At 71.3% G+C, this 19627-nt stretch carries 20 protein-coding genes and 1 tRNA gene; 11 read left to right on the top strand and 10 right to left on the bottom strand.

Annotated elements, in window-relative coordinates; translation table 11 throughout:
- Together E1295_RS31420 and E1295_RS31415 are read left to right on the top strand one after the other, a co-directional pair.
- Window positions 1–502, top strand: a 502-nt coding sequence (locus tag E1295_RS31420; protein WP_281284781.1) for a D-arabinono-1,4-lactone oxidase, incomplete at its 5' end; no start/stop codon positions are given.
- A 90-nt stretch (window positions 503–592) separates the two neighbouring features.
- Window positions 593–1375, top strand: a complete 783-nt coding sequence (locus E1295_RS31415; protein ID WP_132635862.1) for an LLM class flavin-dependent oxidoreductase — start codon at window positions 593–595, stop codon at window positions 1373–1375.
- A 99-nt stretch (window positions 1376–1474) separates the two neighbouring features.
- Here the strand turns inward: E1295_RS31415 and E1295_RS31410 are convergent, their stop codons facing one another.
- Both E1295_RS31410 and E1295_RS31405 read right to left on the bottom strand, forming a co-directional pair.
- Window positions 1475–2218 carry a DUF2071 domain-containing protein gene (locus E1295_RS31410; protein ID WP_132635859.1) on the bottom strand — a complete coding sequence of 248 codons (744 nt, stop codon included), beginning with the start codon at window positions 2216–2218 and terminating at the stop codon, window positions 1475–1477.
- Between the two features lie 46 nt (window positions 2219–2264).
- Complete coding sequence (locus E1295_RS31405; protein ID WP_132635856.1) at window positions 2265–2915, bottom strand: SDR family NAD(P)-dependent oxidoreductase; 651 nt, start codon at window positions 2913–2915, stop codon at window positions 2265–2267.
- On the opposite strand from E1295_RS31405, the gene E1295_RS31400 reads away from it, so the two are divergent.
- Complete coding sequence (locus tag E1295_RS31400; RefSeq protein WP_132635853.1) at window positions 2888–3427, top strand: TetR/AcrR family transcriptional regulator; 540 nt, start codon at window positions 2888–2890, stop codon at window positions 3425–3427. The genes E1295_RS31405 and E1295_RS31400 overlap by 28 nt on opposite strands.
- Window positions 3428–3431: 4 nt before the next feature.
- On the opposite strand, the gene E1295_RS31395 is transcribed toward E1295_RS31400, so the two are convergent.
- Complete coding sequence (locus E1295_RS31395) at window positions 3432–3881, bottom strand: hemerythrin domain-containing protein (protein ID WP_132635850.1); 450 nt, start codon at window positions 3879–3881, stop codon at window positions 3432–3434.
- The gene (locus E1295_RS31390) at window positions 3878–5203 is read right to left on the bottom strand and encodes an MFS transporter (protein WP_132635847.1); all 1326 of its coding nucleotides are present in this window, start codon (window positions 5201–5203) and stop codon (window positions 3878–3880) included. The genes E1295_RS31395 and E1295_RS31390 overlap by 4 nt, the downstream gene beginning before the upstream one ends.
- 22 nt (window positions 5204–5225) lie before the next feature.
- Between E1295_RS31390 and E1295_RS31385 the strand changes: the two genes are divergently transcribed.
- Genes E1295_RS31385 through E1295_RS31370 form a run of 4 tightly spaced genes read left to right on the top strand, consistent with a single transcriptional unit; the run spans window position 5226 to window position 8663 of the window.
- On the top strand, window positions 5226–5879 hold the full coding sequence (locus E1295_RS31385) for a TetR/AcrR family transcriptional regulator (protein WP_132635844.1): 654 nt from the start codon (window positions 5226–5228) through the stop codon (window positions 5877–5879).
- A 30-nt stretch (window positions 5880–5909) separates the two neighbouring features.
- On the top strand, window positions 5910–6995 hold the full coding sequence (locus tag E1295_RS31380; protein WP_132635841.1) for a 50S ribosomal protein L11 methyltransferase: 1086 nt from the start codon (window positions 5910–5912) through the stop codon (window positions 6993–6995).
- A gap of 31 nt (window positions 6996–7026) precedes the next feature.
- Window positions 7027–8082 carry a type III polyketide synthase gene (locus E1295_RS31375; RefSeq protein WP_132635838.1) on the top strand — a complete coding sequence of 352 codons (1056 nt, stop codon included), beginning with the start codon at window positions 7027–7029 and terminating at the stop codon, window positions 8080–8082.
- Window positions 8083–8120: 38 nt separating this feature from the next.
- On the top strand, window positions 8121–8663 hold the full coding sequence (locus E1295_RS31370; protein ID WP_132635835.1) for a TIGR03086 family metal-binding protein: 543 nt from the start codon (window positions 8121–8123) through the stop codon (window positions 8661–8663).
- Here the strand turns inward: E1295_RS31370 and E1295_RS31365 are convergent.
- Window positions 8632–10398 carry an asparagine synthase-related protein gene (locus E1295_RS31365; protein WP_132635832.1) on the bottom strand — a complete coding sequence of 589 codons (1767 nt, stop codon included), beginning with the start codon at window positions 10396–10398 and terminating at the stop codon, window positions 8632–8634. The genes E1295_RS31370 and E1295_RS31365 overlap by 32 nt on opposite strands.
- Before the next feature lie 129 nt (window positions 10399–10527).
- On the opposite strand from E1295_RS31365, the gene E1295_RS31360 reads away from it, so the two are divergent.
- On the top strand, window positions 10528–12003 hold the full coding sequence (locus E1295_RS31360; protein WP_246080567.1) for a vWA domain-containing protein: 1476 nt from the start codon (window positions 10528–10530) through the stop codon (window positions 12001–12003).
- A 123-nt stretch (window positions 12004–12126) separates the two neighbouring features.
- A tRNA-Ala gene (locus E1295_RS31355) sits at window positions 12127–12199 on the top strand.
- A gap of 11 nt (window positions 12200–12210) precedes the next feature.
- On the opposite strand, the gene E1295_RS31350 is transcribed toward E1295_RS31355, so the two are convergent.
- From E1295_RS31350 to E1295_RS31340, 3 genes are all read right to left on the bottom strand, one after another.
- Window positions 12211–13131: a substrate-binding periplasmic protein gene (locus E1295_RS31350; RefSeq protein ID WP_132635829.1), complete on the bottom strand. Its 921-nt coding sequence runs from the start codon at window positions 13129–13131 to the stop codon at window positions 12211–12213.
- 7 nt (window positions 13132–13138) lie between these two features.
- Complete coding sequence (locus E1295_RS31345; protein WP_132635826.1) at window positions 13139–13774, bottom strand: hypothetical protein; 636 nt, start codon at window positions 13772–13774, stop codon at window positions 13139–13141.
- A 127-nt stretch (window positions 13775–13901) separates the two neighbouring features.
- Entirely contained in the window at window positions 13902–15155 is a 1254-nt protein-coding gene (locus tag E1295_RS31340; protein WP_132635823.1) for a hypothetical protein, read from the bottom strand.
- Between the two features lie 187 nt (window positions 15156–15342).
- Between E1295_RS31340 and E1295_RS31335 the strand changes: the two genes are divergently transcribed.
- Both E1295_RS31335 and E1295_RS52805 read left to right on the top strand, forming a co-directional pair.
- Window positions 15343–16269, top strand: a complete 927-nt coding sequence (locus E1295_RS31335; RefSeq protein WP_132635820.1) for an NAD-dependent epimerase/dehydratase family protein — start codon at window positions 15343–15345, stop codon at window positions 16267–16269.
- Window positions 16266–17159, top strand: coding sequence for a glycosyltransferase family 2 protein (locus tag E1295_RS52805; RefSeq protein WP_132635817.1), 894 nt, complete (start codon window positions 16266–16268; stop codon window positions 17157–17159). The genes E1295_RS31335 and E1295_RS52805 overlap by 4 nt, the downstream gene beginning before the upstream one ends.
- Before the next feature lie 408 nt (window positions 17160–17567).
- Here E1295_RS52805 and E1295_RS31320 read toward each other — a convergent pair whose 3' ends face one another.
- Window positions 17568–18317: a class I SAM-dependent methyltransferase gene (locus E1295_RS31320; RefSeq protein WP_132635811.1), complete on the bottom strand. Its 750-nt coding sequence runs from the start codon at window positions 18315–18317 to the stop codon at window positions 17568–17570.
- Window positions 18307–19476: an NAD-dependent epimerase/dehydratase family protein gene (locus tag E1295_RS31315; RefSeq protein ID WP_132635808.1), complete on the bottom strand. Its 1170-nt coding sequence runs from the start codon at window positions 19474–19476 to the stop codon at window positions 18307–18309. The genes E1295_RS31320 and E1295_RS31315 overlap by 11 nt, the downstream gene beginning before the upstream one ends.
- Between the last annotated feature and the right edge of the window lie 151 nt (window positions 19477–19627).

Below are 19627 nucleotides of genomic sequence, written 5' to 3'. Positions count from 1 at the left end.
CCGCCACCCGCTGCCCTCCATGCCGGCCGACAACTGCACGATCCAGCTCGGCGTGCCCGGCCGGTGGCACGACCGGCTGCCGCACTTCCGCGCCGACCACGAGCCGAGCGGCGCCGGCGACGAACTGCAGTCGGAGCTGCTGCTGCCCAGGGAAGACGCGGTCAAGGCGCTGCGCGAGCTGTACACGATCGGCGACAGGATCCGGCCCGTCCTGCACATCTCGGAGGTGCGCACGGTCGCCGCCGACGACCTGTGGCTCAGCCCGTTCCACGGCCGTGACAGCGTGGGCATCCACTTCACCTGGGTGCGCGACGTCGAAGCGGTGATGCCGGTGCTGCGGCTGGTGGAGGAGACGCTGGCGCCGTTCGAGCCGCGGCCTCACTGGGGCAAGCTGTTCACCGTGTGGCCGGACTGCCCCGACAGGTTCCGCTCGCTGGTGCAACGGCTCGACCCGCGGGGCAAGTTCGCCAACGACTTCACGCGGATACTGCTGCGGGAGTAGGCGACGCCGACGGCTTGCGCCCCCTGATGTAGGCGATCACAGGTCCGGCGGACGATGCGCGGGGCCCGGCCGTGCACGATTGTTGGGAGCATGACCGACCTCCCGTTCCGCTTCGGCGTCGTCGCCGGACAAGCGCCCGACGCGGCCTCGTGGACCGGCCTGGCCCGCAGGGCGGAGAGCATGGGCTACGCCACGCTGCTGGTGCCCGACACGATCGCCACGCTGTCGCCGTTCACCGCCGCCGCCGTCGCCGCCACGGTCACGACGACCCTGCGCGTCGGCACGTACGTCGTCTGCGCCCCCTACCGGACGCCGGAGACCGTCGCGTGGGAGACCACGACGCTGCACACGCTCACCGGCGGCCGGTTCGAGCTGGGCCTGGGGGCCGGCCGGCCGGACGCCGAACAGGACGCCGCCGTGCTCGGCGTCAGGTTCGGCACGCCGAGCCAGCGCATCGAGCGGATCTCCAGGACCATCGACGCGGTCAAGGACGTGCGGGTCCTGGTGGCCGCCGCCGGGAGCAAACTGCTCCGGCTGGCCGCCGCGAAGGCCGACACCGTCGCGATCGGCGTGCCGCCGCACTACCCGGAGGAGCAGGTGGCGGCGAAACTGGACGAGCTGTACGAGCTGGCCGGCGACCGCTACAACGAGCTGGAGCTCAGCATGAACCTCGCGGTGGCCGGAGACGAGCCGCCCGGCCGGCTGCTCGACCGCTTCGGCCGCACCGGCAGCGGGATCCTCACCGGCACGTCCGGCGAGATGGCCGACGTCCTGCGGTGCCGCCGCGACCGGCTCGGCATCTCGTACGTGACGGTGAACGCCCAGTGCATGGACTCCTTCGCCCCCGTGGTCGAGAGACTCGCCGGCACCTGACCAAGACCTTCCACGGCGACCTGACCGGCACCAGCGTGGCCACCACTCCCGTGGAGGACTCGCGTTCGTACGTGTCTGACCCGCCCTGCGCACCCCGGCTCACCGCAGGGTGAGGCGGCGGGGCGGGGTGTGGATGTCGAAGTGCAGGTTGGCCTGCGCCAGGACCGAGTGGGGGCGCGTGCCGGGCGTGATCAGGCCGAGGCGTTCGAAGACGGGGAACCTCGCCGAGGCGGCGGTGAGGTGGCGGGGCCGCATGACCGGGTGCCAGATGCTGTAGACCCCGACCCTGCCGTCCCTTCGGGCGTACCAGCCCTGGGTGGGATGGGTCAGGCGTTCGAGCCAGTCGGACTCGCCGTCGAAGCCGTCCAGCCGGGAGGGCGGCTGCGGCGATTCGGTGGCCTCGCAGTGCGCGAGTCCGGCCTCCAGCCGCCAGCGGGCCCGGGAGGCTGCCCAGTCGGCCTCGATGCGGATGCGGTCGCGCCGCCACGGCATGCCCCACACGTGCCGCGGGACGGCGACCACCGGGTGGTCGAGGCTGGTGCCGAAGAACCAGACGCCCGGCCTGCCGTGCGCGGTGACGTAGGCCCGGTAGTTGATCTGGCCGCAGCTGACGGAGGCCGGCGGCAGGAAACGGAAGTGGAAGTCGCGGTCGCGAAAGGCCACGGCCGAGACCAGGGCGCCCGGCCCGTCGGCGAAGGTCATCGTCATCGGGGCGAAACCGCCGGGCAGGTGCCGGGCCAGCGCGCCGGCGTCCACGCGATAGCTGATGATCGCGAAGTCGTCGAGCTCGGTCTGCGCGTGGTGCCAGCGCGGGCGCGGCCGGGGAGTGCCGGTGAAGCTCATGCTCACAACATAACGATCACCGGTGCCGCCGCGAGGAGCGGAGAGGTCAGGACGCGGCGGCGATGGCAGCCCGGACGGTCGCCAGGTCGCCGAGGACGACCTCGTTGCGGTCGCGCCGCGTGTGCAGGCTCCAGTGCGTCTCGGCCACGGCCTCGGGCGAGGCGGGCGAGGCGGGCGAGCCGGGGGCGACGGCGGCGGCGATGGGGACGTGGCCCACGTGGACGCCCCGGCCGGCGAGCGCCTCGGCCAGGGACAGGGCGTAGTTGCGCAGGCCGGCCACCGCGATCCCGATGTTGCCCAGCAACGCCAGCGGGTGCACGGCCGAGATGCCCGAGGTGAACAGCAGGGTGCCGGAGCCGCGCTCCAGCATCGCCGGCAGGACGGCGCGCACCGCCGTCACCGCGCCGAGCACCGCGCCGTCGAGGGCGTCCTGGGCGCTCCGTCTGGTCACGTCGAGGACGGGCGTATGGGCCCTGGCCGTGCCTCCGCCGTTGTAGACGAGGACCTCGACCGGGCCGATCCGGTCGGGAGCGGTCCGCAGCGCGCTCTCGTCGGTGACATCGGCCGCGTGGGTGGTGACCTGGAGACCCTCGGTCTCCAGCCGTCCGGACAGGACCGCCAGGTTGGCCTGGCTCCTGGCCACGAGGGCCACCTCGAAGCCCTCCTTGCCTGGCCCGCCCGCTGCGCCGTGACGCACAACGCAACCGCGACGCCCTTCTCGCCGCGGCCAGGAGCGTGCTGGCCGAGCGCGGGATCGACGCGCCGCTGGAGGCCGTGGCCAAGCGGGCCGGTGTCGCGATCGGCACGCTCTGCCGGCACTTCCCCGAGCGCGGCGACCTGGTCGACGCGATCCTCGACGAGAAGATGGCGGGCTGGGCCGAGCTCGCCAGGCAGGCCCTGTCGGCGGACGACGCCTGGGAGGGGCTGGCGGGTTTCCTCGAGCGCACGTGCGAGCTGCAGGCTCATGACCGGGCCTTCGCCGAGCTGGCCTGCCTGTCGCACCGCAGGGAGCAGGACGAGGTCAACCGGCTGATCGTGCAGCTGGTGGAGCGGGCGCAGGCGGCGGGGGCGCTGCGGGCCGACGTCGGGCCGGTCGACCTGGCGTTCTTCGTGATGGCCAACTCCCGGGTGGCGGAGGCCGACCCCGGGCAGTGGCGCCGCCATTTCACGCTCATGCTCGACGCCCTCCGCGCCGCTCCGCGGGGATAGGTCCTCAGACGTCGTCAGGGAGGTCGAGCAGCCGGTTGAGCACCGGGACGAGCTGCTCCTCCTCGTGGTCGAGGTGCGCCTCCAGCTCGGCGGCCAGCCGGTCCAGCTCCTGTCCGACGTCAGGCCCGACGCCGCCGCCCCCGTCGCGGTCCCCGTCGCCGTCCTCGCTCAGAAGCCGCCGGACGCGCTCCATGAGCCGGGCCACCACCTGGTGCTCGGCGCGCAGCGTGGCCAGCACCTCGGCCAGCTCGGGGTGCTCGTCGGCGAGGTGCGGGAAGAGCCGGCGGTCCTCGCCCTCGTGATGGAGGTGCAGGGCGTCGCAGAACGCCAGGCAGTGCGTACGCAGGTCCGCCCCGCGCGGCGAGCGGCGCAGCTCCGCCAGGTCGCGCCGGAAGCCGTCGTGCAGTTTGATCAGCTCGTCGCCCCAAGCGACAAGTCGCTGTTGATCCGTCATGCCAGTTCCCTTCGTGAAAAATCGCCGTAAAAGATGGTGAAGAGCGTGGCGAGCAGGGCCGCGCCCGCCGCGATGCCGAAGCTCCACCCGGGGCCCCCGCTCGACAGCGCCGCCGCCCCCACCGCGCCGGCCAGGCTGCTGCCCACGACCCTGACCAGCGCGTTCACCCCTCCGGCCGCGGCGGTCTTGGCGGGCTCGACGTGCTCGACGGCCATCGTGCCGAGTGCGGCGTAGCCGAGGCCGATGCCCAGGCCGAGCACCGCCGCGGCGCCGTACAGGTCGGCGTCCGTGTCCCTGGCGAACACCAGCCACAGCGCGGCCACCGTCACCAGCGCCGACCCGGTGGCCACCAGCGCGGACGCGGTGAAGCGGCGCATCAGCCGGCCGGCCAGCATCGAGACCACGAGCATCAGCACGGTCGTGGGCAGCAGGTACACCCCCACCTGCAGCACCGAGGCGCCGAGTGGGCCCTGCGCGACCGCCGACACCGTCGTGATGGCCCCGAACAGCGCGAACCCGAGCAGGAACGACGCCACGGTCGCCCCCACCGTCCCCCTGTGCAGCAGCATGGGGATCTCGATCAGCGGCGCCGCCGTACGGCGGGCGGTGACGACCCAGACGGCCGCCCCGGCCACTGCCGCGACCAGCAGCCCCAGCGTCGGCGGCGACGTCCACCCCCAGGCGCCCCCCTTGCTGATCGCCAGCAGCAGGCACGCCAGCCAGGCCGAGACCAGTGCGGCCCCGGCCAGGTCGGGACGTCCCGGCTCCCGGGTGGGTGGCGCCTCACGCACGACCGCCGCCACGAGGACGAAGCTCAGCGCCCCGAGGCCGGTCAGCATCCAGAACACGGCCCGGTGGTCACCGTCGACCAGCCCAGCGAGGATCATGCCGCCGCCGCTCCCCACGCCGATGGTCGCGCTGAGCACGCCGATCGCCGTCGGCAGCCGATCGCGGGGCAGCACCTCCCTGACCAGGCCCATGGCCAGCGGGAGCAGCGGCGCGGCGGCCCCTTGCAGCACCCGGCCGGCCATGATCGGGACGAGCGCGGTCGACGCGGCGCTGAGCGCGGATCCGGCCACGAGCAGCGCGAGCGCGGCCAGCGAGACCGTGCGCCTGCCGTACATGTCGCCGAGCCTCGACAGGAGGGGGATCGCCACCGCGCCCGACAGCAGCCCGGCCGTGAGCAGCCATGAGACGGAGGTGAGCGGTTCGCCGAGCCGCCGCCCCAGCAGCGGCATCAGCGGCACCACCACGGTCATCTGCAATGTCCCCACGGCCACCGCGAAGGCCAGCACTCCTACGGTCAGAGAGTTTTTGTACACGTATAGAAAGTAGCATGGCAGCATGCCCTCCCGAACCGGACGACCTCCGAGGATCTCCAGGGCGGAGATCGTCACCGCCGCCCACCGCGTCATCGAAGAGGACGGCGTGGCCGGCCTGACCATGCGCAGGCTCGCCCGCGAGGTGGGCAGCACGCCGATGGCGCTCTACCACCACGTGCGCGACAAGGACGAGCTGCTCCTGCTCCTCCTCGACGACTACGCCGCCGGCCTGCCCAGGCCGGAGCTGCCCGGGGAACCGGGCGAGCGCATCGTGGCCGCCGCCGTGGCCCTGCGGGAGGGGCTGGCGGGGTGGCCGTGGGTGGTCGAGGTGATCCGGGCCGACGACCTGCTCTCGGTCAGAGCACTGTGGTACCCGGAGCAGATCATCGACGCGGCCGTGAGCGCCGGGCTGACGATCGAGCAGGCCGTCGACGCCTACCGCGTCATCTGGCACTACACCGCGGGCGAGATCGCCGCGCGGGCGGCGGCGGCGAAGAGGCGCGAGGATGGGAGCATGACGTACCGGGACCGCGTGTTCGCCGAGCTGGACGCGCGGGAACACCCCCGGCTCAGCGAGGTGGGCGGGCGGTGGGCCGAGCTGACCGCGCGCGACACGTACGAACAGGGGCTGCGCGCGCTGGTGAGAGGGCTCCTGCCCGCAAAGCAGTGGCCGTGAGGTGGCGGTCCGTGAGACGGTCGGGGTCTGATGATCTTCTGGAGCGAGGCGGGGCGGGAACGGTCGGCGGCGTGGCGCACGGCGCTGGGCGCGCCGCCGCCGGCGCGTGTGGTGGTCGCCGACGACCGCATGAAGGCCGACACCGCCTACCGGCTGGCCTGTGAGGGCACCGCGCTGCTGTGGCGGGGCGACTTCCACAACGCCCGGCAACTGCTGCGCGCCATGGGCCGCCGCTGCAAACCCGCCCCGCCCGGGAGCGGATTCCACCGCTACCGCCAGGCCCGCTCACAACGCGCCCGCACGCTGGGCATGCTGCTCATCCCGTACGACGCCGGCCACGTGGTGCCGCTGCGCCGCGCGCCCGACGTGCGTGAGGCGTGCGCCGAGGCGTACGGCTCCGACGCCCCTCCCGCGGTGGGCCAGTTGCGCGAGCTGCTCGGCGTGATCGGCGCCCACGAGTGGCGCAAGAAGGGCGTGTACATCCCGGCGCTCGGCGCGCGCGTCCACCCCCATCACGGCGTCTTCTCCCCGATCAGGGGCGAATATGTCGATCTCGTCGCCGAGGCGCCGCTGCCCGGAGACCGGCTGGCGTTCGACGTCGGCACGGGCACGGGTGTGCTGGCGGCGGTGCTGGCCGGGCGCGGCGTGCGCCACGTCGTCGCCACCGACCTCGACGAGCGGGCCGTCGCCTGCGCCTCCGCGAACATCGCCGGGCTGGGCCTGTCCGAGCGGGTGGAGGTCGTACGCGCCGACCTGTTCCCGCCGGGGCGGGCCCCGCTCGTCGTCTGCAACCCGCCGTGGTTGCCCGCCACGCCGGTCTCCCCGCTCGACCAGGCCGTCTATGACCCGGGCGGGCGGATGTTGCGCGGGTTCCTCGACGGGCTGGCCGGGCATCTGGAGCCTGAGGGGGAGGGCTGGCTCGTCCTGTCCGACCTGGCCGAGCACCTGGGCCTGCGCACGCGCGCCGACCTGCTGGCCGGGTTCGAGCAGGCGGGGCTGCGCGTGGCCGGCCGCCTGGACGTCGCGCCCCGGCACGACCGGCCGAAGGACGCGGACGACCCGCTGCACGCGGCCCGCGCCGCCGAGGTGACCTCCCTGTGGAGGCTCACCCGCTGAGCAGGGGGAGGGGCGGCGGGAGCGGCCCGGCATGTTAGCCAGGGCCGTTCAGCGGCAGGAGACTTCCATGCATATTTCGGGGGTACAGGTCGTTCTGCCTGATCACCGCTACGAGCAGGCGGAGATCACCGAGGCGTTCGCCCGGCTGACGGAGTGCGACGAGGACCTGCTGCGGCGCTTCCACACCGCGACCGGCGTGGAGGGCCGCAACCTCGCGCTGCCGCTGGCCGACTATCCCAAGCTCGATTCCTTCACCCGCGCGAACGACGCGTACGTCGAGGCCGCCCTCGCCCTCGGCGAGCAGGCGATGCGGGCCGCGCTCGACAAGGCCGACGTGCGCCCCGAGAAGATCGACCACCTGCTGTTCTGCTCGACCACGGGCCTGGCCACCCCCTCGCTCGACGCGAAGCTGGCGCAGCGGGTGGGCCTGCGGGCGGACGTCAAGCGGGCCCCGCTGTTCGGGCTCGGCTGCGCGGCGGGCGCATCCGGATTGTCCCGCCTGTACGACTACCTGCGCGGCTGGCCCGACCACGTCGCGATGCTGGTCTGTGTGGAGCTGTGCTCGCTGACGATCCAGCGCGACGACACCTCGATCGCGAACCTGGTGGCCAGCGGCCTGTTCGGCGACGGCGCGGCGGCCGTCGTGGCGACGGGCCGCGGCCGGGGACCCGAGGTCGTCGCCACCCGCAGCAGGCTCTATCCCGGCACCGAGCACCTCATGGGCTGGACCGTCGGCGACCACGGCTTCCGCATCATGCTGGACCCCGAGCTGACCGGGTTCGTGGAGCAGGTGCTGGCCGCCGACATCAAGACCTTCCTCGCCGACTACGGGCTGGCGCCCGAGCAGGTCGCCACCTGGGTCTGCCACCCGGGCGGGCCGAAGGTCATCGACAAGATCGCGCAGACCCTCGGCCTGCCGGCCAAGGCGCTGGACGTGACGTGGCGCTCGCTGCGCGAGCACGGCAACCTGTCGTCGGTCTCGGTGCTGCACGTGCTGCAGGAGACCCGCGGCCGGCCCGGCACGCCCGCCGTGCTCATGGCGCTGGGCCCGGGGTTCTCCGCCGAGATGCTGCTGCTGCACTGGTGAGTGCGCGGGCGGGGCGCGGTGCTGGCAAGCTGTGTGCCATGAACGAGACACTGACGATGCTGCGTGAGGCGGCCGCCCGCACGTCGAAGCTGGTCACCGAGATCGGCGAGGACGAGCTGGCGCTGCCCACGCCCTGCGCCGACTACGACGTCAAGGAGCTGATCAACCACCTGGAGTGGGGGGCCACGCTGTTCGAGTCGCTGGCGCAGGACGGCGAGTTCCCGCCGCAGAAGGAGTACACAGGTGACTTCCCCGAGCGGCTGGAGCGCATGCTGGCCGTCTGGGCGCGACCGGAGTCGTGGGAGGGCGTCAGCCAGGGCATGGGCCTGCCGAAGAGCGTGCTGGCCAACATGGCGCTGACCGACCTGGTGGCCCACGGATGGGACCTCGCCCGCGCGACGGGCAGGAGCTACGAGGTGCAGGAGGAGACGGCGACCGCGATGCTGGCCTTCGCCCGGCAGATGGCGCCGACGGGCCGGGAGCGCGGGGCGTTCGGCCCGGAGGTGCAGGTGCCGGAGAGCGCGCCCGTGTTCGACCGCCTGCTCGGGGTCATCGGGCGGGATCCGGCCTGGAAACCGTGATCCGCTCCAGCCCTTCGGGCTCCTTGCCGGGGTGGAGGCCGGTGAGCAGGGTGCTGACGGTGTAGAGGTGCCAGGCCTGCGCCGGCTTCTTGACCACGGGGTCGGCGAAGAGCGCGCGCACCTCGTCCGGGTTCACGACGGGGCTCAGCACGTCCAGATGGTCGAGCACCTGCCTGCGCAGGACGTCCGTCAACGCGGGTCCGGGGCTGGTGCGCCAGCTCCACCCGCCGCCGGTCTTCGCGGTCGGCATGTGCTCCGCGGGCAGGCGGGACCAGAACCAGCGTTTGGTCATGCCCTCCGCGAACCGCCACGGTTTGCCCTCGATCGGCACGTCCCGCAGCTGAGGGGCGAACCTCAGGATGAGGTCGTAGATCACCTCTTCCGACAGGCGCCAGCCCTGGTCCAGGCTGAGCGCCGCACGTACCACCCGGTTGTCCAGGAACGGCCGCACCGGGTCGCCGCGCCGCAACGACCCGGCGCGGGCGCTGGCCTGCCAGCGGCCCACCTTGTACCAGATGTAGATGTGGTCGAGGGCCTCCAGCCGGTCCGGACGGGCCTCCCACGGCCGGGCCAGCTCGCGCGCGTGCTCGTTGGCCTCCGCCGTGAACAGCTTCGCGTCCTTGGCGAAGGTGTTGGTGATCCGCCGCAGCAGCGCCTTGTCACTGAGGTCGGTCTGGAGCAGGTTCAGGCTGCCCGCGCGCAGCGTCTCGCCGCTCTGCCCCGACATGGTGGGCTTGCCGGAGTACGGCAGGTAACTCACGATCGACTCGTACGCCGACGTCATGCCCTCGCACGTGCGCAACGTCTCCCAGGCCCGGCTCAGCGGGTGCTCCACCAGCACCGCGTCCTTCTGGGCGGTCTGCTGGGGCGCGATGACGGTGTGCTCCACCTTCAGCCGGGCCGCGATCTGCCGCGCGAGGATCACGTCGGGGTGCGTGTCCAGCCCGTTCGTCGTCACCCTGAACGGCACCCGCGCCGCGTGCAGCAGCGCCGCCAGGATCCGGGTGTCGCGCCCGCCGGTCAGCGCCAGGTTGACCGGCTCGCTCAGGTCGCGCAGCGGCGCGACGGTGGCCAGCAGCGCCTCCGCCAGCTCGCCGATCGCCGCCCGCTTGGCCCGCGCCGACGTGGGCACGGGCGCCGCTTCCGGCAGCGGCGTCTCGGTGATGACCCGCCGTCCGTCGCGCACGTCGATCCGCGCGTCGGGCCGCAGCGCCGTCACCCCCTTGTACGGCGTCTCGTCCGACAGGAAGAACCCCTGTCTGATCATGGTCTGCAGGGCGAGCACGTCGTGGTCGATCCGGTCGGCCGGCTGGGCCGCCAGGTGCACGAGCAGGGCGCGGCTCCCGACGACGTGCAGGTCGGGCGTCTCGGCGTAGAAGACGGGGCACACCCGGTTGACGGCCGTGCTCGCGGTCAGCTCGCCGTCGCGGGCGATCCACGCGGAGAAGCAGCCGCCCACGGAGCCGCCGGGCAGCCTGGTCACGTCGGAGGGGTCGGCCAGATGGCCGTTCAGCCCGATGACCCGGCCGTCGTGCTCGGTGAGCAGCGGCGGCTGCCGCGTGTCGTCGGGTTCGTTCGTCCACGCCAGCAGTGACACGCCGCTGCCGTGCCATTCGCGGGCGCGGATGACGTCGGCGGGCACCGGGAAGGCCGTCTCGATGGAGGCCCGGGCCCTGCTCAGAACCTCGGCGGGAACGTCCTGTCGCTTCGCGGCCAGAGCCAGATACACGCGCACGGCGTCATGCCTACCTCAAATGCACCATTTGTCACAACTGATCACGTGACGGTCGCGGTTTGTGCTCGCTTACGTCACCGGCCCGGCCGCCGCTCCGCCGATTCCGTCGTACGAGCGGAGGTGGATGTGATGAAATTTCGTCCCTTGGTGTTCGGCGTCGGACTGATGGCCGTCCTGACGCTCGCCGCCTGCGGTGGCCCGGGCGGCGGCTCGGCGGACGGAGAGCGCGCGGCGGTGCCGGTCGACGCCCGCAATCGGCCGGCCCCGTCGGCGACACAGAGCGCCGACGAGGAAGGGCACAAGGACACCGCGAAGGCGCAGATCTCCACGTTCGCCCTGGACGTGGACACCGCGTCGTACGGCTACGCCCGCCGTACCCTCCAGGAGGGCCGCTGGCCCGCGCCCGCGGAGATCCGCCCGGAGGAGTGGGTCAACGCGTTCAGGCAGGACTACGCACAGCCTCCGGGCGACGGGTTCGCCGTGCACGTGGACGGCGCGAAGCTGCCGTCAGGCGACGGGGCGGTCATGCGGGTCGGCCTGCAGACGCGCGCCACCGACACCGCCCAGCGCAGGCCCGCCAACCTCACGTTCGTCGTCGACGTGTCCGGTTCGATGGCCGAGCCGGGCAGGCTCGACCTCGTCAAGTCGGCGCTGAACAAGCTGCTCGACCAGCTCGCGCCCGGAGACCAGGTCTCCATCGTGGCGTTCAGCGACGAGGCCACCGTGCTGGCCTCGATGACTCCGCTGACCGCCAGGGAGGAACTGCGCGGCGCGGTGGACGAGCTGGCCGTCGACGGCGGCACCAACCTGGAGAGCGGCATGGTCGCCGGTTACGAGGAGGCGTCCAAGGCGTTCAGGACCGCCGCCACGAACCGGGTCATCCTGCTCTCCGACGGCCTGGCCAACCAGGGCAGCACCGAGTGGCAGGACATCCTCGACCGGGTGAAGGAGCACGCGGCCAAGCGGGTCACGCTGCTCACCGTCGGCGTCGGCAGGGACTACGGGGACGAGCTCATGGAGCAGCTCGCCGACAACGGTGACGGCATGGCCGTCTACGTCAGCTCCCCGGAGGAGGCGGACAAGATCTTCACCACACAGCTGCCCGCCACCATCGAGCTGCGGGCGCGCGACGCCAAGGCGCAGGTCGTGTTCAACCCGTCCGTGGTGGAGAGCTACCAGCTCGTCGGGTACGACAACCGCATGCTGTCCACCGAGGAGTTCCGCGACGACTCCCGCGACGGCGGCGAGATCGGGCCGGGCCACTCCGTCACCGCCCTGTACGCGCTGAAGCTCAAGCCCGGCGCCAAGGGCCAGCTCGCCCAGGCCACCGTGCGCTGGCAGGACCCCGACACCCGGGCCGCCTCGGAGGAGAGCACGTCGTTGCGGGCGAGTGATCTGGCCGGGTCGGTGTGGTCGGAGGCGCCGGTCCGCCTCCAGGTGGACGTCGTCGTGGCCGCCTTCGCCGGCTACCTGCGGGACAAGAAGGCGTTCGGTCTGGACCTGTCCACGCTCGGCGAGCACGCCTCCCGGCTGGCCACCGACTCCGAGGACCCGATGGTGGCGGAGCTGGCCACGCTCATCGAGAAGGCGAGGTCGGTCGGCTGACCGTGCATGGCCGGCTCGGCGTCACGGGCGCGTGCCGAGCCGGCCCGCGGTTCGCCGGATGTGCGCGGGTTCGGGAGTGTGCTTGAGAGGTCGGGAAGTCGGCTACACTCGTACACGCGACAAGGGGCTATGGCGCAGTTGGTAGCGCGCCTCCATGGCATGGAGGAGGTCTGGGGTTCGAATCCCCATAGCTCCACCCACATCGTCTCAGGCGGGGGCTGTGAGCGCGTCCCCGTCGGCGCAACGATCGGTGTCGATCACCTTTGGCTCGAACTTCTCCCTGATCTGTTCGTCGGTCATGTGAGGGTTGCCGGGCGCCAGTCTCAGATATTCGTCGATGAGCTGGCTTCGCAGGTCGGTGAGCCAGTCGTTGCTCCTGACATAGGTGTCGATGGCGCTCACCAGACGCCGGCAGGCTTCGCCATGATCTTTGCGCAGCGCTATCGAGATGTGCTGCTGCCTGCCCAACGGCAGATCGGGCACCCGGAAACGGGACTTTCCCGTCTCCTCGTCGACGTTCTCGCTCTGGGTGGTGAAGCCCATGAGAATGATCCGGTCGGTGCTGTAGGCGAAGGCCTCCTTCTTCCTGACCTTCTCGACGCACGTCTCCGGGGTCGAGACGGAGGTGAGATGCAGGCGGGCGGAGCTCTGCAGCACCTTCATCGTTTCGTCGGCCGTGGTGCCCTCCACCGTGCAGATGGTCTTGCCGGCGAGGTCCGCGACCCTGTGGACCGGCTCGGCGTCGGCGAGGGTCAGCAGCCCGATGTCGGTCCGCAGATAGGAGCGGGCGAGCCGGAACCTGCCCGCCCTGAGGTCGCTGTCGGAGATCATCCCCATCACCAGGTGGACTTTCCCGTTGCTCAGCGTGGTCTCCCAGTTGTTCGCCCACACGCGAGTGGGCGCCGACTTCCGGACGCCCGCGTGCTTGAGAATCTTGCTCCGCGCCTGTGCCTCGAAGCCCACCGGAAGGTGGCTGTTCTCCGGAGACAGGCCAGGGTACAACTTGACGCCCACCGAGACGATGTCGGCGTCCAGGGGCGGAGGAGGCGCCGCAGACCCGCAGGCGGTCACGAGGACGAACGCCGCCGCGAGAATGCCGGCGCTCCGTGCGGGCTTACCGGACTTCATCTGGACCTCACCGATGGAGTGTGACGTTTTTCGTGGTGATGGATATCGAGCAATTCTGTGTGGAGATCAGCTCCATGGACACGGTGACCCGGCTCGTGTTCTCGTCCATCTCGAACTCGGCGAATTCCCCATGGCCGAAGTTCTCCTTGTTCTCGTGAGGCCGGCGGCCGTCCATCAGAACAGCGACCCGGCTGTGCGGGCAGGACCCCAGCTTCTTCGCGGGGTCTTTGTACGACACGGGAACCCGCAGCCGGGTGTATCCGGGCTCGAAGCGGACCTCCGCCTGGGCCGTGCGACCGGCGCCAAGGGGATTGGGAGACCAGTTCACGGCCACGGCGTGGCCCTTCGCACCGGCGACGGCCTGGGCGATCCCGTGGGCCGTCAGGCCGGCCAGGGCCGGAGTGACCACCGTGAGCATCACGATGGCCAGGGTCGCGGGAGGCGGATCCGGCAACGGTTTACGAATAATGACGAGCACGGCGGCGGCCAGTGCGGCGTATCCGACGAAAAGAGCGGCCAGGTCCAGATCCAGCCAGCCCGGGCCGGCCGCTATGCCGAGGAGAACCGCAAGGAGATGGACCACTCCGAGGATGAAGGCATCTTTTCGCTTTACGCCACTCCTGGCGGGTGGGTAAGCGTCCATGCAGAGATGCTAAGTCCTGATCTCTCCTGCTGTGCGGGACGCCCGGAAATTCCGTGATGCAGAAAAGAGCGGCACTATGTGCAGTTTCGGTGCACGTACATTTTCGGGTGGTGAACGGCCCGAGGTGTCACCGGAGGCCGTTCACCGCCGGCTCATGACCGTCAGAAAGCCCTCTCACGCCGGCCGCCGGACCTGTCGCGGGCCCGCCCCGCTCACGCCAGGGCAGGGCGTACACCAGTGCGGCGATGACGGCGAGCGACGAGAACACCCACACCCGCTGGGCCGTTGCCCACTCCATGCCCGTCAGGAAATAGATCAGGTGCAGATAGCCGACCGCCACCCACAGGCTCGTGAGCGTGATGGCGCTCCAGGCCCCGCGCGGCGGGCGGGCGAGGAGGTAGGGCAGCGGCCAGAGCAGATACTGGGCGCCCAGCCGGTAGGTCACGATGAGGAAGACCAGGAGAAGGGCGAGGGTCAGCACCTCGGGCTCGGCCCGCCGCCACCACCAGAGCGCGGCCAGGAGCGCCGCGGCCAGGATGACCAGGCCGACGCGGCCGAAGGCGGGCGAGACGATCTGCTGCCCGCCGGTCGCCACGGCCGTCCAGCCCCAGTCGCCGACCACCGGGCGGGTCGACATGATGGCGCGCACCAGGGCGGGCAGCTCGCTGACCGCCGTGTCGAGGAAGAGCGAACTGCTGGCCAGCATGGCGAGGGGCGCCAACGCGGTCCAGAGGAGCACCGAGACCCGGCGGCGCAGGCCGGGCACCGCCAGCACGACGCCTGGCACGAGCAGCAGCGACCAGTGGGTGCACGACACCGACAGGCCGATGAGCAGCCCCGCGAGCTGCGCGTGGCCCCGCCGGGCGGCCAGCAGCGCGGCCACGCCGAACAGCAGCGTGATGGGCGGGAACTGGCCGTGCAGCCCGCTCACCAGGACACCGATGGGCAGGCACGCGTACTGGAAGCCGCGCAGCGCGCCGCGCTCGGTCGCGAGCTTACTGATCAGGGGGATGAGGGCGAGGTCGGCGACGATCGGCACGATCCGGCCGGCGACCGCCCACGACAACCCCAGCGTCTCTCCCAGCTCCTGCTGCCCGGCCAGCACGTAGGCGAGCAGCGGCAGGAAATGCCAGCCTCCCTCACGCAGGTGCATCGTCGGGTTCTGCCCGTCGAGCACGGAGTTGGCGGCGTCACGGAAGTCGTGCTCGAAGTCGTACGGCTGCACGGCCATCTGAGGGGCCAGCACCATGGCGAGCACCCGCAGCACGGCCCCGGCGCACAGTGCCACCCACAGCGGCGGCGACCAGCCCCTGCGCTGGGCGAACACCGCCAGAGCGAAACCGACGGCCAGCGGCGGCCCCATGATCAGTTCGGGGGTCACCGGCACTCCATGGGGCTGCTCCGATCTCGGCTGTCACGATCACAGGATGCGAAAACCGTAGCGTACGCGATGTGCGCCCCGGCTCCGTGCGATGCGTCTGAACACTGCGAACCTGGGCAGCCGGATGGAGCGAATCTACAGGTTGCGCCGGTAGGGTCTGCAGAACGTCAAGCGAAAGGAGCGGCGAATGTCGGAGTTCGCCGGAGCTCGTGTGCTGGTCACGGGAGGGTCAGGCTTCATCGGCAGACGCCTGGTCGCGGCTCTGCTCGCAGAAGGTGCCGAGGTCGTGGTGGCTGATCTGAACGCCCATCCCGACCCCGAGGTGCGCTCTGTGGTCGGAGATCTGCGCGACCCGGCGGTCCGGGGTGAGGCCGTGTCCGCGGGGCTCGACGGTGTCGTGCACCTCGCGGCGGTCACGTCGGTGTTGCGTTCGGTCGAGGATCCCGCGGGGACGTATGAGGTGAACGTCGCGGCGACCGCGGGGCTGCTCGAACTGGCCCGCGAGCGGGAGGTGCCCAGGTTCACGCTGGCCTCCACCAACGCCGTGACGGGCGACGTGGGCAGCGCGCCCATCACCGAATGGCAGGCGCTGCGCCCGCTGACCCCCTACGGCGCGACCAAGGCCGCGGGCGAGATGTTGCTGAGCGCCTACTCCGGCGTGTACGGCATGCAGGCCTGCGCGCTGCGTTTCGCCAACGTCTACGGCCAGGGCATGGGTCACAAGGACAGCTTCGTGCCCCGGCTGATGCGCGCCGCCGCCGAGGGCGCCGGCGTCCAGGTGTACGGCGACGGCACCCAGTTGCGCGACTACGTCCACGTGGACGACATCGTCCAGGCCGTCCAGGTGGCCTGGCGCACGGGCCACACCGGCCCCCTGGTCGTCGGCTCCGGGCGTTCTGTGAGCGTGAACGAGCTGATCGAGGCGGCACGCGAGGTCACCGGGGCGCCGATCCCGGTCGAGCACGTCGCCGCCAAGCAAGGAGAGATGCCGGCGGTCGTGCTCGACACGTCGCTGGCCAAGACACTCGGGTACGAACCACGGCACGATCTGACCACCGGCCTGCCGACCGTGTGGCCGGACTTCGCGCCTGGTGGTGTGGAGGGCCAAGCATGACCGGCGATCACAAGGCGAACACCGACGCGCGGGTCGACGCCGCCGCGATGGCGGAGTTCACCGCCGAGCACGGCGGCGAACTTCCCCCCATCGCGATCGTCATCGCCGCCTACAACGAGGAACGCGGCATCGGCGACGTGGTCAGCGCGATCCCGGCCGTCATCGCGGGGCACGAGACGGCGACCGTCGTGGTCGTCGACGGCGCCGCCGACGACACGGCGGCCGTGGCCCGCAAAGCGGGCGCGCTGGTCTGCGACGTCCCCGTCAACCGGGGGCAGGGCGCGGCCCTGCGGCTGGGCTACCGCATCGCCAGGGCGGGCGGCGCCCGCTACATCGTCACCACCGACGCCGACGGGCAGTACGACCCGGCCGACATCGAGCGCATCCTGGGCCCGGTGCTGCGGGGGGAGGCCGACTTCGTCACCGGCTCGCGGGTGCTGGGACGCCAGGAGACCTACGACCGTGTACGCCGCCTGGGCGTGCACGTCTTCGCCCGCATGATCAGCCTGCTGACCGGGCAGCGCATCACCGACACCTCGTTCGGCATGCGCGCGATGCGCGCCGAGGTCACCGGGGCCGTCACGCTGAAGCAGCCGCAGTATCAGTCGTCCGAGCTGCTCATCGGCGTCATCTCGCGGGGCTACAAGGTGGTGGAGGTGCCGGCCACGATGCGGTTGCGGGTCGCCGGCACGACCAAGAAGGGCGGCAACCTGGTCTACGGTTACCGCTATTTGCGCGTGGTGCTCGGCACGTGGCTGCGGGAGCGCCGCGGCGCCGCGCCGTCGGGGCCGTCCGTGGCTCCGGGGCCGTCGGCCTCGCCGGGGTCCGCCTCCTCGTCTTCGTCCGCCTCGCCGGCGGAGCCCGCGCGGGGGTCGGCGAAGACGAAGTAGTGGAAGAAGCAGAACTTCGCCAGGAACAGCACGCCGTAGACCCCGAGGAAGACCGCGCCCACGAACAGCACGCGCGCTCCGTCGGTGGCGAACAGCCGGGGTCCGACGTCGTGGGCGACTCCGGTCGCCCACGTGGTGAGCAGCAGCCCCGTCACCGACGTGGCCCAGAACGGCAGCAGCTCGCGCAGCACCCTTGGGCGTCCGCGGCGCTTCCACGCCCAGCGGGCGAGCAGATAGTTGGTCAGCGCGCCCAGCGCCCAGGCGGCCACCGCGGCCGCCTGGGCTCCGAGCAGCTTCTGGCCGTAGGCCACCAGCAGCGTCACCTCGCTCACCACGGCCGCGGCCACAGAGCCGAGCGTGTAGCGCGTGAAGATGCGTGGCAGCGTGCCACGGAGGAAGCCGCGTAGGTCAATCACCGGCCGCGCGCTCCCCGTCGTGAGGCACGCGGAGCACACCGAGCACCGACTGGCCGAAGGGGATCGGCAGCACCCGGTCGAGCACCCGGGTGACCGGCACGATGACCTTGTCGTACAGGCCGACCGCGCCCGCCTTCGGCGAGCCCGCCTTGCCCATGCGCACCGCGGCCCACCAGGCGAGCCCGCCCAGCAGGTTGACCGGCCTGGCCAGCGTCACGCCGAGCCCCGCGCGACGGGCGGCGTCGCGCAGGGTGGCGGGCGTGTAGCGGCGGAAGTGGCCGACCTTGCGGTCGAACTCGCCGTACAGGCTCATGTAGGCGGGAACCCAGAGCACGATGGTGCCGCCCGGCGTGACCGAACCGGCCAGCTGCCGCAGGATCTCGCCGTCGTCCTCGAAGTGTTCGAGCACGTTGATGGCGATCACCGTCTCGACCGGCCGCTCCAGCCGCGCGCCGGCGGACAGGTCGAACTGCATGGCCTCGACCTCGGAGGCGTTCGCGAAACGTTCTTTGAGCAGCGCGACCGCGTCGGGGTCGACGTCGGTGACGACCAGCCGATCGAGGCCGGTGAACTGCGCGGCGAACTCGCCCAGCCCCGCTCCCACCTCCAGCACGCTGCGCCCGCAATGGGGGGCGATCAGGTCGTACTGGTAGCGGCGGTAGCGGGGCTTGTCGGGGCCGCCGTCCTCGCGCTCAGCCGTACGGCCGGTGGCGCGGGCGAAGGCTCCCTCCTCAGCGCTCACTGGTCCGCTCCGCCCCCGGGCTGCGCCAGTTGACGCCCGGCATGAGTGCCTCACCGCGGACCCGGTCGACGTGGCGCTTGGCGACGTCGAACAGCGACGTGATGAGCGTGTCGGACAGCAGGTGCGGAACGAGCCCGAGCTCCACCAGGCCGGTGTGGGTCACCTTGTAGTAGTGCTCCTCCTTCTCGACGCGCGGGTTGTCGAGGTTGTCGATCCTCACCTCGCCGGGGAAGGACTCGGAGATCGTGGTGGCGATGTCCTTGACCGACATGGACTCGGTCATCTGGTTGAACACCCGGAACTCGCCGCGGTCCGCCGGGTTCTCGCAGGCGAGCTGGATGCAGCGGACCGTGTCGCGGATGTCGATGAGGCCCCGGGTCTGGGTGCCGGCGCCGTAGACCGTCAGAGGGTGGCCGAGCACCGCCTGGATGACGAACCGGTTGAGCACGGTGCCGAAGACGGCGTCGTAGTCGAACCGGGTGGCCAGCCGGTCGTCCAGCGTGGTCTCGGGCGTCTCCTGGCCGTAGACCACACCCTGGTTGAGGTCGGTGGCGCGCAGGCCCCAGATGCGGCAGGCGAACTCCATGTTGTGGCTGTCGTGCACCTTCGACAGGTGGTAGAACGAGCCCGGCCGCTTGGGGTAGAGCACGCGGTCCTTGCGCCCCTTGTGCTCCAGGTCCAGCCAGCCCTCCTCGATGTCGATGTTGGGCGTGCCGTATTCGCCCATCGTGCCGAGCTTGACCAGGTGGATCTCCGGGTCGATCTCGGCGATCGCGTAGAGCAGGTTGAGCGTGCCGACGACGTTGTTGGTCTGCGTGTAGACCGCGTGCTTGCGGTCGATCATCGAATAAGGGGCGGCCCGCTGCTCGGCGAAGTGCACCACGGCGTCGGGACGGAAGTCGCGGATCATCCCGTACGTGAAGTCGGCGTCGGTGAGGTCGCCGATGAACATGTCGATCGTCTTGCCGGTCCGCTCCTGCCACGCGGTGACGCGGGTGTGCAGCGATTCGATCGGCACGAGACTGTCCACGCCGAGCTCGAGGTCGTACTGACGGCGTACGAAGTTGTCGGCGACCGCCACCTCATGGCCGCATTGCGACAGGTGGAGGGCCGTCGGCCATCCGAGGTATCCGTCGCCGCCGAGGACCAAGATCCGCATAAATCCATCCTGACTTGTTGTAGACGCATCCGCATCTCGCGGCCCTGCGTCGGTGTGTCGCCTACGGGGTGTCCGCAGCTTGCAGCTAACCAGCCTTACCACACGCTAAACGGGTTCTCATTAATTGAGCATGACTTCTCAGGCTGACTTT

It is taken from the genome of Nonomuraea mesophila (assembly GCF_004352805.1).
GTDB classification, from domain to species: Bacteria; Actinomycetota; Actinomycetes; order Streptosporangiales; family Streptosporangiaceae; genus Nonomuraea; species Nonomuraea longispora.
The sequence above is the reverse complement of the archived record's forward strand: the minus strand, read 5'-3'. Positions and strand labels throughout refer to the sequence as shown.

Bases quoted from the DNA above. Each gene is read 5' to 3' on its own strand.
- E1295_RS31415 (WP_132635862.1), top strand. From the start codon at position 593: ATGACCGACCTCCCGTTCCGCTTCGGCGTCGTCGCCGGACAAGCGCCC.
- E1295_RS31410 (WP_132635859.1), bottom strand. From the start codon at position 2,218: ATGAGCTTCACCGGCACTCCCCGGCCGCGCCCGCGCTGGCACCACGCG.
- E1295_RS31395 (WP_132635850.1), bottom strand. From the start codon at position 3,881: ATGACGGATCAACAGCGACTTGTCGCTTGGGGCGACGAGCTGATCAAA.
- E1295_RS31385 (WP_132635844.1), top strand. From the start codon at position 5,226: ATGCCCTCCCGAACCGGACGACCTCCGAGGATCTCCAGGGCGGAGATC.
- E1295_RS31380 (WP_132635841.1), top strand. From the start codon at position 5,910: ATGATCTTCTGGAGCGAGGCGGGGCGGGAACGGTCGGCGGCGTGGCGC.
- E1295_RS31375 (WP_132635838.1), top strand. From the start codon at position 7,027: ATGTTAGCCAGGGCCGTTCAGCGGCAGGAGACTTCCATGCATATTTCG.
- E1295_RS31370 (WP_132635835.1), top strand. From the start codon at position 8,121: ATGAACGAGACACTGACGATGCTGCGTGAGGCGGCCGCCCGCACGTCG.
- E1295_RS31360 (WP_246080567.1), top strand. From the start codon at position 10,528: ATGAAATTTCGTCCCTTGGTGTTCGGCGTCGGACTGATGGCCGTCCTG.
- E1295_RS31350 (WP_132635829.1), bottom strand. From the start codon at position 13,131: ATGAAGTCCGGTAAGCCCGCACGGAGCGCCGGCATTCTCGCGGCGGCG.
- E1295_RS31345 (WP_132635826.1), bottom strand. From the start codon at position 13,774: ATGGACGCTTACCCACCCGCCAGGAGTGGCGTAAAGCGAAAAGATGCC.
- E1295_RS31335 (WP_132635820.1), top strand. From the start codon at position 15,343: ATGTCGGAGTTCGCCGGAGCTCGTGTGCTGGTCACGGGAGGGTCAGGC.
- E1295_RS52805 (WP_132635817.1), top strand. From the start codon at position 16,266: ATGACCGGCGATCACAAGGCGAACACCGACGCGCGGGTCGACGCCGCC.
- E1295_RS31315 (WP_132635808.1), bottom strand. From the start codon at position 19,476: ATGCGGATCTTGGTCCTCGGCGGCGACGGATACCTCGGATGGCCGACG.